The organism is Lachnobacterium bovis DSM 14045 (assembly GCF_900107245.1).
In the GTDB taxonomy this organism is placed as follows: domain Bacteria; phylum Bacillota; class Clostridia; order Lachnospirales; family Lachnospiraceae; genus Roseburia; species Roseburia bovis.
In genome coordinates, this window is record NZ_FNPG01000004.1 from 31,909 (window position 1) to 44,379 (window position 12,471).

A 12,471-nucleotide genomic window follows, 5' to 3' on the forward strand; every position below is an offset into this window, starting at 1 on the left:
TAAATGAACGTATTTAAACATTTTAAAACAATTACAAAACATAAAATATTAGTTATGAAGGGGTGTTTTAAATTAGGCTTGATAAAGCAGGGACTTCTTCATGACTTGTCAAAATATGGATTAACGGAATTTAGAGTTGGGGCTAAGTATTATAAAGGATACATGAGCCCTAATAATGCAGAGAGGATGGACAAGGGATATTCGTCAGCTTGGCTACATCATAAAGGACGAAATAAACATCATTTAGAGTATTGGATTGACTATGGGGTTTCGGATGATAAAAGAGCAGGAAACATGGTTGGAATGAAGATGCCAATTAAGTATGTTGTTGAGATGTACGTAGATAGAATTTCTGCATCTAAGAATTACTTGAAGGACAAATATACTGATAAAAGTCCATTAGATTACTATGAACGTGGTAAATCGCATTATTTGATTCATGAAGATACAGCGAGCCTTTTAGAATATATGCTTTTTATGAATTATAAGAAGGGTGAAGATTATACATTTAAGTATATCAAACAAAATATTTTAAAAGGCAAAATAAAATATGAAAAAAAGACTTTAGATGAACTAAAGTCTAAATTGTAATTTCAGATATTATTTTTTGCATATCAGTTGGTAAAGGTGCAACAAAATCCATTTTTTCACGAGTTATAGGGTGAACAAAGGAAAGTTTATAGGAATGAAGAGCTTGTCGATTCATAAGAGTATTATGTGGATTATATAAAAAATCTCCAATTAGGGGATGATTTATATATTTCATATGAACTCGAATCTGGTGAGTTCGTCCAGTTAGTAATTTAAGCTGAACTAAAGAAATGTCAGCTTTTTTGTTGTATCGTAACCTTTTATAAAGTGTTTTAGAATAGTCTCCTTTTTCAAAATCAATACATCTTGTAATAATAGACTCTTTTTCACGAGCAATTGGTGCCTCTATTTCACCAGAATTATCAATTTCACCTTCACAAATGGCAACATATATTTTTTGAATTTCGTGTTTTTTTGTTTGAGCGTTTAGTATAGATGCAGCAAGTCTGTTTTTGGCAATTATACAAAGCCCAGTGGTATCACGATCGAGACGAGTAATACACCTAAATACAATGGATTCATTTTTTGAATTAAAATAATATGTTAAAGCATTAGCAAGAGTATTATCATAGTTTTTTAAAGAAGGATGAATAGGCATAAAAGCAGGCTTGTTAATAACTAGTATGTCTTCATCTTCGTATATTATATCAAATAAAAGTTTATTAGGAATAATATTATTGTCATTCGTTTCACTTAAAGTAACAGTAAGAATGTCATTTAATTGTAATTTGTTTTTTACGTATGCCCATTTACCATTTATAGTTATACTTTTTTCATATTTTTTTAAATGGGTGATAATTTTTCTGGTATAGCCCAGTTCTAATAAGAATTTTTCAACAGTATAGTTAATATGTGAAAAATCGATGTTATATTTTAATACGCGAAGCATTAGTTCCTCCTTAATAAATGTTTTGTCGAAAACACATATATTATAGCAAGTTATAGTTTTTTTTGAAAGAAGAAAAAATAAAAAAAGGGTTATAATTTTAAAACAAATGTGATATACTATTGTGGTCTTTAATTAAACTAGGTCTAGTTTAATTTTCCTATTAAATTATAAAAATAAGTCAATATCAATTTTAAAGTAAATTATCTTTTTTATACGATTCCTTTTAATTTAAAAAAATAATCATTTTTTGGTTATAAATAATAAAAAGGATAAATTTGCATTTAAAATAAAAAGGATAAATTTGCATTTAGATAAGATTAGACTAAGAAAAGAGGTTTTATGTATAGTAGAGTAGAAAGTTCTATGTTATTTGGCATAAAAACGATGGAAGTATGCGTAGAAGTTGATATTTCTAATGGTATGCCAATGATTGATATGGTAGGGTATCTTGGCTCAGAGGTAAAAGAGGCAAAAGAAAGAGTAAAAACAGCTCTTCATAACTGTGGTATTTCATTGCCTCCTAAAAGAATTACAATTAATCTTTCTCCAGCAAATATCAAAAAATCTTCAACAGGATTTGATTTACCGATAGCAGTTGCACTATTAACGTCACTTGGGGTTTTAGATAAAGAAAAAGTTGAAGGGCATATATTTATAGGAGAACTTAGTTTAAATGGTGATTTGATGCCTATAAATGGTATTTTGCCTATGATTGTGGAGTCACTTGATAGCAATAAAACGTTTGTAGTTCCCAAAGGAAATGAAAATGAAGCAAAACTGATTTCAGAATCAAAAGTATCTTCTTTTACAAATCTAAGAGAAATCATACAATTTTTTAATATTGAACCGTTGATTTCAAAAGCTTATACTTCTAAAAAAAATTCTCAAAAATCATCCCCAAATAATTCATTAAAAGATTCTAAAGAAAAGAATAAAATGGAAACTAATTTAAAATCCTTTTTGGGAGAAACGAAAAATATTACTATTATTAACAACCAGAATAGTAACAGTGAATTGCCTGATAATGAAGAAAAAAAGATGGATTTTAGTGATATAAACGGTCAAAGAATCTTAAAGAGAGCGTGTGAAATAGCAGCTAGTGGAATGCATAATATGCTGATAGTTGGCCCTCCAGGAACAGGAAAAACAATGATTTCTGAAAGAATGTCAACTATAATGCCACCACTAAATGATGAAGAAAAACTCGAAGTGTCAAAAGTATACAGCGTATGTGGATTATTAAAAAATAAAAAGAAACTTTTAGAGGATAGACCTTTTAGAAATCCTCATCATACAATTACAAAAGCTGCGCTTGCGGGTGGTGGAATTACGCCAATTCCAGGTGAGATATCGCTAGCACATCAAGGAGTGTTATTTTTAGATGAATTTACAGAATTCCAAAAATCTACAATCGAAGTATTACGACAGCCATTAGAAAACAAAAATATAAATTTAACAAGAATGAATTATAACGTTACGTATCCTGCTGATTTTTTACTTTTGGCTTCAATGAACCCATGTAATTGTGGATATTATCCTAATATGCAAAAATGTAGATGTACACCTAGTACATTAAAGAGATATTTAAATAAGCTTTCTCAGCCGATTCTTGATAGGATTGATCTTACTGTTTTTGCTCCTGAAGTAAAATTTAGTGAACTGGTAAAAAAACAAAAAAATGAGACTTCTTATGATATTAGACAAAGGGTTATAAGGTGTCAGCAAATTCAATATGAAAGATATAAAGATGAACCGTTTTATCATAATTCTCAAATTCCTGCTAATAAGCTTGAAAAATATGTTCCTTTAGATGACGAACAATTAGGATTTATGAATAAAATTTATGAAAGAGATAATTTGACAGCAAGAACATTTCACAAATTATTACGCGTAATTAGAACTATTTCAGACATGGATGGGTCTGAAAAAATAAAAATGGAACATGTTATGGAGGCACTTTGTTATAAAGGCTTGACAAAAGAGTATTATGAAGGAGGAATGTAAAAGTGAAATATGCATTATGGTTGTCAAATATAAAAGGAATTTCAAGTGGGAAAATAAGAATCATAAGAGAATTTTACAAAAATGCAGAAACGATATATAATCTTACAAGAGATGAGTTAAAAAAGATAAAGGGTCTGACAGAAAAGGATGTTTCAAATATTTTATCTAGTAAAGATAATTGGAATTTAGATTCTAAATTATATCAGTTATATGAAAATGGTGTTTCGTTTGTTTCACAGGAGCAAAAAGAATATCCCAAAAATCTTAAAAATATTGTTGATGCACCGTATAGTCTCTATTATAAAGGGAATTTACCAAACTCGAATAGTAAGTCGGTTGCTATAGTTGGTGCGCGTACAAGAAGTCAATATGGAAGTCAGGTGACTACTAGACTTTCTAAAATGCTTGCAGATGAAGATATTAATGTCATTAGCGGATTAGCTAGAGGAATTGATGCTGATGCTCATACAGGAGCGTTAATGTCTAATAAGACAGGAAAAACATTTGCTGTTTTAGGTTGCGGTGTAAATGTTTGCTATCCTAAACAAAATAAATACATATACGATAAAATAATTGAAAAAGGTGGCGGAATTATTTCGGAATATCCACCTGATACTAAACCGCTTAGAACATTGTTTCCATCTAGAAACAGGATAATTGCAGGGCTTAGTGATTGCACGGTAGTGATAGAGGCAAGAGAAAAAAGTGGATCATTAATAACGGCCGATTATGCAATGGAACAGGGAAAAGATGTATATGCGCTTCCTGGAAGAGTAACCGATGAATTAAGTTTTGGTTGTAATTACTTGATAAAACAGGGCGCAGGTGTTATAGTAAGTCCCGAGGATTTTCTTAAAGAATTCAATAGTTTTTATGAAAATTTATGCTCTCAAATAAATTTTTATGAAAAATTACTTGAAAAAGATGAATTGTTGGTGTATAGTTTACTAGATTTTACCCCAACCAATTTGGGAACAATAATTGAAAAATCATCGATGAATCTCTTAGAAATTCTGGAGATTTTAGAACATCTTAAGCAAAAAGGCTATGTAAAAGAAATTATTTCAAACTATTTTGTTCGTTGTATTTAATATTTTTTTGCTAAGATGTACTTGAATTTTATGAGTTAGGAGTATATGGGTATGGCTAAATATCTGGTAATAGTTGAGTCACCTGCAAAGGTAAAGACAATAAAAAAATTTCTTGGAAAGAATTATGAAGTAATGGCATCAAATGGGCACGTTAGAGATTTACCTAAGAGCCAGCTTGGAGTTGATGTTGAAAATGATTTTGAACCAAAGTATATAACAATTCGTGGAAAGGGCGAAATTTTGGCTAAACTTCGAAGAGAAGTAAAAAAAGCTGAAAAGATTTATCTCGCAACTGACCCTGACCGCGAGGGAGAAGCTATTTCATGGCATCTTACCCAAGCGTTAAAACTTGAAGGCAAAGAAGTATATAGAATTAGTTTTAATGAGATTACTAAATCTGCTGTTAAGGCTGCATTTAAGAATCCTAGGAGTATTGATACAGATTTAGTAGATGCACAGCAGGCAAGAAGAATTTTGGATCGTATTGTAGGGTATAAGATTTCTCCACTTCTTTGGGCTAAAGTTAAAAGAGGATTAAGTGCAGGTAGAGTTCAATCTGTTGCTCTTAGAATAGTTTGTGACAGAGAAGAGGAGATTAATGCATTTATCCCTTCAGAGTATTGGAATTTAGAGGCTAATTTATCTGTTGAGGGTGAAAAGAAACCTTTAGTAGCTAAACTTTTTGGTAAAAATGATGAAAAAATAAATATTTCTTCCAAGGATGAAATGGACCAGGTATTAAAAGATATGGAAGGGAAGAAGGTAGAAATCCTTAACGTAAAAAAAGGCGAAAGGATTAAAAAAGCTCCACTCCCATTTACAACTAGTACAATGCAACAAGAAGCATCAAAGGCGCTAAATTTTCCTATTCAAAAAACTATGAGAATAGCGCAGCAGTTGTATGAAGGTATTGATGTAAAGGGGCAGGGTACAGTTGGTCTTATAACATATTTAAGAACAGATTCTACACGAATTTCTGATGAAGCGCAGGAGACAGCAAGAGAGTTTATCTCTGAAAACTATGGTGATAAATATTTATCAGCAGGTGAAATTAAAAAAACTTCAAAGGTTAACGTACAGGATGCTCATGAGGCAATAAGACCATCAGATATTAGTCGAGTACCATCAGAAATTAAAGAATCTCTTACAAGAGATCAATTTCGTTTATACAATTTGATTTGGAAACGTTATACAGCTAGTAGAATGTCTAATGCTAAATATGAGACAACAACAGTGACAATTGGAATTGGCGAGTATCGTTTTAGAGTATCTGCATCAAAAATTGCATTTGATGGATTTATGTTGGCTTATACGGAAGCTGACGAAGAAAAAGTAAAGAGTAATGTAATGCTTAAGTCAATTGATGAAAATTCCAAGCTTATATTGAATGAATTTGAGCCTACTCAGCACTTTACACAACCACCAGCACACTATACTGAAGCATCGTTGGTTAAAACATTAGAGGAATTAGGTATTGGTAGACCTAGTACTTATTCTCCAACAATTACAACAATCATTGCTAGACATTATATAACAAAAGAACAGAAAAATTTATATGTAACAGAGATCGGAGAGGTTGTAAATTCAATTATGAAGGAGTCTTTTTCTTCAATTGTTGATGAAAGATTTACAGCTAATATGGAAGCTTTGTTAGATAATGTCGCAGTTGGTAAGATTGCGTGGAAAACGGTTATAGAGAATTTTTATCCTGATCTAAAAAAAGCAGTAGATGAAGCGGAAGAACAACTTGAAAAGGTTACGATTGAAGATGAAGTGACCGATGTAGTATGTGAAGAGTGTGGACGAAATATGGTTGTTAAATATGGACCACATGGTAAATTTTTGGCGTGTCCAGGTTTCCCAGAGTGTAGAAACACAAAGACGTATTTTGAAAAAATTGGTGTTTCATGTCCAAAATGTGGAAAGGACGTTGTCATCAAAAAAACTAAAAAAGGTAGAAAGTATTATGGCTGTATTGATAATCCAGAATGCGATTTCATGAGTTGGGGTCGACCAGTTAATGAAAAATGTCCAAAATGCGGTGGTTATATGGTTGTAAAGGGCAAGAAGATTGCATGTCAGGATCCACAGTGCGGTTACATAATGGATAAACCACAAGAAGAATAAGAAATACAGAAAGGAACGGGATATATGAGCGTTCAATTATTAGACAAAACAAGAAAGATAAACAAATTACTTCACAATAACAGTTCATCAAAGGTTGTATTTAATGATATTTGTGATGTACTAACTGGAGTGTTAGAATCTGACATTTTAGTAATTAGTAAAAAAGGAAAAGTCTTGGGATCAAGTGTATGTAACGGTGTTGACGAAATTAAGGAATTAATTGTTGATGAAGTTGGAGGATATATTGATCCAGCATTGAATGAACGTCTTCTCGGAATTCTTTCAACAAAGGAAAACGTTAATTTAGAGACACTTGGATTTGGAGAAGAAAGCAAAAGATATCAGGCAATTATTACACCTATTGATATTGCAGGTGAGCGTTTAGGAACTTTATTTGAGTATCGAAGTGATAGAGAATATGATATTGATGATATTATTTTAACAGAATATGGTGCAACAGTAGTTGGACTTGAAATGTTACGTTCAGTTAATGAAGAACATGCCGAAGAAGAGAGAAAAGTTCAGATTGTTAAATCTGCAATGAGTACATTATCTTATTCTGAGAAAGAAGCTATTGTTCAAATTTTCAAGGCTTTAGATGGTACAGAAGGAATTCTTGTAGCAAGTAGAATTGCAGATGAAGTTGGAATTACACGTTCTGTAATTGTTAATGCACTTCGTAAATTTGAAAGTGCAGGTGTTATCGAGTCTAGATCATCAGGAATGAAAGGTACATATATCAAAGTTATTAATGATGCCATTTTTGATGAATTAAGCAAAGGTGATGATGATAAAAAGAAAATTTATAGCTAATATTTTACTTTAAATTATATAACTTGAAATTTTATATTTGAGATAAATTTTTTTATTAAGTATTTATACTAAATGTTTATATTATAATGAATCCTATATCAATTCAAAATATCGTGCATCGAAAAAATGTACGTGTTTAGGAGTTGATATAGGATTTTTTGACGTTAAGACATTTAGAAAAATATATTATTTTTTACATAAAATTTACCGATAGAGTATCTATAATAGAGTGAAAAAGGAGGGATTTTGTGTTTGATTCGACATCATTTAATTATATAAATGTTTTAACCAAAGCAGCGGATGCAAGTAATAGGAGAAAAGATATAATTTCTAATAATTTAGCAAATGTTAGCACACCAGGTTTTAAAAGAAAAGATTTAGATTTTGAAAGCGTTTTGAAGAGAGAATTAGGAAACTTTAAATATACATCTTTAGACAGTAAGATTAAGGATACAAGATTATATAAACTAAATCCTGTGGTATATACAGACAGATCACAGTTTTCATACAGATTAGATGGCAATAATGTTGATATTGATACAGAAAATGTAGAATTAGCATCTGAAACGATTAAATACCAAACTTTAACACAAAGTATAAGCTCTGAATTTAATCGAATGAGATATGCGATGGGAAAATCATAAATTTTTAGTTAAGAATATATAAAATAAACCGAAATTATTTAAAGGAGGTATTAAATGGGATTATTTCAAGCTTTTAATATAAGTGCTTCTGGTATGACAGCTCAAAGATTTAGAACTGATATTATAGCAGAGAATATAGCAAATATTAATACTACAAGAAATGAAAATAATGTGCCATATAGAAGGAAAATAGTTACTTTTCAAGAAAAATCAGTTACACCATTTAGTGAATATTATTCAACCTCTAGAAATAAATTGGTGGGAAATGGAGTAAAAGTTACTTCAGTTCAAGAGGATAGAACAACAGATTTGGTACAAAAGTATGATCCTTCAAATCCTGATGCAGATGAGAACGGTTATGTTTATTATCCTAATGTTAACACCGTAACAGAGATGACTAATCTTATAGATGCAACTCGTGCATATGAAGCAAATGTCACAGCGTTTCAGGCATCAAAGGCAATGGCACAAGCAGGATTACAGGTTGGAGGAAGATAGTGACATAGTAAATATTATATGAATATAATGATGTAATAAATTAAGGTAACTTAAAAATAAATAGAAAGGGCAAAAATAAATGATGAATATTGGAGCAGTGACAGGTGTAACCTCGGATTATGTTATTGATTTTGCAAAGAAAAATGATTTATTAGGTTCCGAGTCGTTTCAGTCAGTTTTAGACACAGCGATGGAACAGATTGATGAAACAAACTTATTACAAAACAGAGCAGAATCAGAAGAAATAAGGTTCGCCTTAGGAAAAGCGGAAAACACACATGATTTAATGGTAGCGGAGACAAAAGCTTCGGTAGCTTTACAGTATACGGTTGAGGTAAGAGATAAAATTATAGAAGCATATAATCATATCATGCAAATGCAAGTTTAATTAAAGGGGTAATGTAAATGCCAGAACAAGTAAAAAAAATATTAGACCGGTTTCTCGAGTGGTGGAAGAAGTTTGAAACCAAACAAAAAGCTCTTCTTATCAGCATAATAGCGGTTATAGTCCTTGCTTTGGTAATATTGGGAGTAGTGGTATCAAGACCATCGTATGTGACAATTGTAACTTGTGAAGATACCAAAAAGGCTAGTGAGGTTAAAGAATTATTTGATAAAGATGGAAGCATTAATTATAAAGTATCGGATGACGGTTTGACCTTTAAAGTTGTTAAAGAAGATGAAGCTAATGCTACTATTTTGTTGGGAAAAAATGACATTCCATCAGATGGATATAGTATTGAGAATGTTACAAGTGGAAGTTTTTCGACAACAGAAGCAGATAAACAAAAAAAATATCAATTATATTTAGAAAAAAAATTTGCAGAACATCTTAAAACTATTTCACATGTAAAAGATGCAAAAGTTGATTTGAAATTGCCAAGTGATGATGGAACAATCAGTTCAAAAAAAGAACAAGGATATGCATCAATTGTTTTAGACTTATCGAAGGATTTAGATGAAGATCAAGCATATGGAATAGCGCAGTTTGTCGCAACGGAGTTAGGAAATGAAGATACATCTAATGTTATGATTATTGATACAAAAGCGAATGTTTTGTATGCGGGAACAGATTCAGAAAACCAGGTTGGAGCAGCTAGCTCTAAATTATCATATCAGCAGAAACAGGAAGCTAAGATTAAAAAAGATATAAAAGACCTTTTGGTAAAATCTAAAACTTATTCGAATGTTGAAGTTTCTTTGGGATTGAAACTTGATTTTGATGATACAGAATCGGTACAACATAATTTTTCTGCACCTGATGGACAAACAAATGGTATGGTAGGTTCAGTTAGTGAATATGGTTCTGAATCAACAGGAGGTCCGGCAGCAGAGCCAGGAACAGGTTCAAACGATGATACGACATATCAGACGCAAGATGGTAATACTACATCATCAACTATAAGTGATAAAACAACAAATTATCAAAATAATGAAGAAATAATCAAAAAGAAAAATTCAGGTGGAACAATAAAATATTCTGAATCAACAGCATCTATTAAAGCAACACAGTATGTTGTATATGATGAAAAAAAGATGAAATCATCTGGAGAATTAAAAGGACAATCATTTGACGAATTCGTTTCAAAAAATTCAAAAGCTAAAACTGTTAAAGTAACTAAAAACATGAAAACTTTAATTGCAAAAGCAACAGGTTTAGATGAAGCAAATATTGAAATTCAAGTTTTGCAGCAACCTGAATTCGTTTATGATGATTCAAGTATTAGTGTAACTGATATTTTACAAATTGTTTTAGCAGTACTGATATTTGCGTTATTAGGTTACGTTGTATTTAGAAGTACTCAAAAAGCTAAAGAAGTTGAAGAAGTTGAGCCGGAAGTATCTGTTGAAAGTTTGTTGCAACAGACTGAAGAAGCTGAAAAAGATAATCTTGAAAATATTGGTTATCAAGAAAAATCAGAGACTCGTAGGCTTATTGAACAATTTGTAGATGATAACCCTGAGGCAGTAGCATTGTTGCTACGAAATTGGTTGAATGAGGACTGGGAGTAGAAGATTATGGATGAATCATTAACAGGAGTACAAAAAGCTGCTATTTTGTTAATTGCATTGGGTCCAGAAAAATCAGCAGCAATTTTTCAACATTTAAAAGAAGAGGAAATAGAAGAGTTAACTCTAGAAATAGCAAATACAAGAAGTGTCTCAGCTGAAACTAAAGAAGATGTGCTAAATGAATTTTATCAGGTTTGTTTAGCACAGCAGTATATTGCCGAGGGTGGTATTGGTTATGCAAAAGAGCTTCTTGAAAAAGCACTTGGTGATGACAAAGCTCAGGATGTTATTTCTAAGCTTACGGCATCGTTACAAGTTCGTCCATTTGAATTTGTACGAAAAACAGATCCAAGTCAGCTATTAAACTTTATACAAGACGAACATCCACAGACAATTGCGATGATTTTGTCATATTTGACACCATCGCAGGCAGCTTTAGTGCTAGGAGCATTACCTCCTGAAAAACAGGCTGATGTTGCAAGACGTATTGCGTTGATGGATAGAACGTCACCAGATGTAATTAAGGAAGTTGAGAAAGTGTTAGAAAAGAAATTGTCATCTTTAGTAAATCAAGATTACACTATCGTTGGTGGTGTAGATGCTACAGTAAATATTTTAAATACAGTAGATCGTGCTACAGAAAAGCACATTATGGAGACTCTCGAAATCGAAGAGCCAGAATTGGCAGACGAAATCAGGAAAAAGATGTTTGTATTCGAAGATATCTTGTTGCTTGATGATCGTGCAATTCAAAGAGTACTTCGTGATGTTGAAAATGCGGATCTTGAGCTTGCACTTAAGAGTTCAAATGAAGAAGTGCAAAATGTTATCTTCAAGAATTTATCTAAGCGTCTTGCATCTATGATTAAAGAAGATATAGAATTTATGGGCCCTGTTCGTATGAAGGATGTTGAAGAAGCACAGCAGAAGATTGTAAATATTATTAGAAAACTAGAAGATGCTGGCGAGATTGTAATTTCAAGAGGAGGAGGAGACGATATCGTTGTCTAATATTGTAAAACAAGGGTTTATCGTCAATCAACCTAGTGATATTAAAGTTATAGATTCTGATAAAAATTTAAAAGAGCGTTTTGGAGAGATAATTTTATCTCCTGAAAAGACTGTAAGTGCTACCACTAGTAGTGGTAGCTCTTCTTCAAAAGGGACAGAAGATATTGCATTAGATACAGATTTAATCATTAAAGATGCGCAAGAAAAAGCAAAAAGTATTATAGAAAAAGCAAATAGTGAATCTGATGCAATTATTGCAAGTGCAAAAGAAGAGTCAATAAAAATATATCAAGAAAATAAGAAACTAGGTTATGAAGAGGGCGTTAAACAACTAAATGATGAAATAGATAAAAGAAGAGAAGAACTAGAAGCAGAATATCTTTCCAAAAATACTAAGTTGGAACAATCTTATGCCGAACGAGAAGAAAGTATGGAAAAAGACATAGTAGATGTTGTAGCTCAAATATTTGAAAAGGTATTTAGAATACAGTTTGCAGATAAAAAAGAAATATTGCTTTATTTGGTAAGAAATACAATTTTAAATGTTGAACCAGATAAGGAATTTAGAATAAGAGTATCGACAGCCTATAGGTCATATTTTGAAGAACATATTTCAGAAATCCAAGATAAAGTAGGAAATGGAGTAAATCTTGAGATACTTAATGATTCTAGTTTAAACGATTCACAATGCCTGATTGAAACTAATACAGGTGTATTTGATTGTGGAATTGATACGCAATTGTCAAATCTTATTAAGGATATTAAATCCTTAGCTTAAAGTTTAGCTAGC

General features: G+C 31.5%; 12 protein-coding genes. 11 read left to right on the forward strand and 1 reads right to left on the reverse strand.

Going from position 1 to position 12,471, the window contains the following annotated elements:
- Positions 1–3: 3 nt before the first annotated feature.
- A complete protein-coding gene (locus tag BLV79_RS00150) occupies positions 4–591 on the forward strand; it encodes a DUF5662 family protein (protein WP_074714784.1) in 588 nt (195 codons plus the stop codon).
- Here the strand turns inward: BLV79_RS00150 and BLV79_RS00155 are convergent.
- On the reverse strand, positions 581–1,480 hold the full coding sequence (locus BLV79_RS00155; protein ID WP_074714786.1) for an RluA family pseudouridine synthase: 900 nt from the start codon (positions 1,478–1,480) through the stop codon (positions 581–583). The two genes, BLV79_RS00150 and BLV79_RS00155, sit on opposite strands and share 11 nt — an antisense overlap.
- 339 nt (positions 1,481–1,819) lie before the next feature.
- On the opposite strand from BLV79_RS00155, the gene BLV79_RS00160 reads away from it, so the two are divergent.
- The 10 genes from BLV79_RS00160 (at position 1,820) to BLV79_RS12960 (ending at position 12,459) form a co-directional block, all read left to right on the forward strand.
- Positions 1,820–3,484, forward strand: coding sequence for a YifB family Mg chelatase-like AAA ATPase (locus BLV79_RS00160; protein WP_074714789.1), 1,665 nt, complete (start codon positions 1,820–1,822; stop codon positions 3,482–3,484).
- Between the two features lie 2 nt (positions 3,485–3,486).
- Positions 3,487–4,575, forward strand: coding sequence for a DNA-processing protein DprA (gene dprA, locus BLV79_RS00165; protein WP_074714792.1), 1,089 nt, complete (start codon positions 3,487–3,489; stop codon positions 4,573–4,575).
- Positions 4,576–4,626: 51 nt separating this feature from the next.
- A complete protein-coding gene (topA, locus tag BLV79_RS00170; RefSeq protein WP_074714795.1) occupies positions 4,627–6,702 on the forward strand; it encodes a type I DNA topoisomerase in 2,076 nt (691 codons plus the stop codon).
- 24 nt (positions 6,703–6,726) lie between these two features.
- A complete protein-coding gene (gene codY, locus BLV79_RS00175; protein WP_074714798.1) occupies positions 6,727–7,515 on the forward strand; it encodes a GTP-sensing pleiotropic transcriptional regulator CodY in 789 nt (262 codons plus the stop codon).
- 248 nt (positions 7,516–7,763) lie between these two features.
- Entirely contained in the window at positions 7,764–8,159 is a 396-nt protein-coding gene (gene flgB / locus BLV79_RS00180; protein ID WP_074714800.1) for a flagellar basal body rod protein FlgB, read from the forward strand.
- 54 nt (positions 8,160–8,213) lie between these two features.
- The gene (flgC, locus tag BLV79_RS00185) at positions 8,214–8,657 is read left to right on the forward strand and encodes a flagellar basal body rod protein FlgC (RefSeq protein WP_074714802.1); all 444 of its coding nucleotides are present in this window, start codon (positions 8,214–8,216) and stop codon (positions 8,655–8,657) included.
- 82 nt (positions 8,658–8,739) lie between these two features.
- Complete coding sequence (fliE, locus tag BLV79_RS00190; protein WP_074715337.1) at positions 8,740–9,045, forward strand: flagellar hook-basal body complex protein FliE; 306 nt, start codon at positions 8,740–8,742, stop codon at positions 9,043–9,045.
- A gap of 17 nt (positions 9,046–9,062) precedes the next feature.
- A complete protein-coding gene (locus BLV79_RS00195; RefSeq protein WP_074714804.1) occupies positions 9,063–10,670 on the forward strand; it encodes a flagellar M-ring protein FliF C-terminal domain-containing protein in 1,608 nt (535 codons plus the stop codon).
- A gap of 6 nt (positions 10,671–10,676) precedes the next feature.
- Entirely contained in the window at positions 10,677–11,681 is a 1,005-nt protein-coding gene (gene fliG / locus BLV79_RS00200; RefSeq protein WP_074714807.1) for a flagellar motor switch protein FliG, read from the forward strand.
- Complete coding sequence (locus BLV79_RS12960; RefSeq protein ID WP_074714809.1) at positions 11,674–12,459, forward strand: FliH/SctL family protein; 786 nt, start codon at positions 11,674–11,676, stop codon at positions 12,457–12,459. Before fliG ends, BLV79_RS12960 begins: the two co-directional genes overlap by 8 nt.
- Positions 12,460–12,471 lie beyond the last annotated feature (12 nt).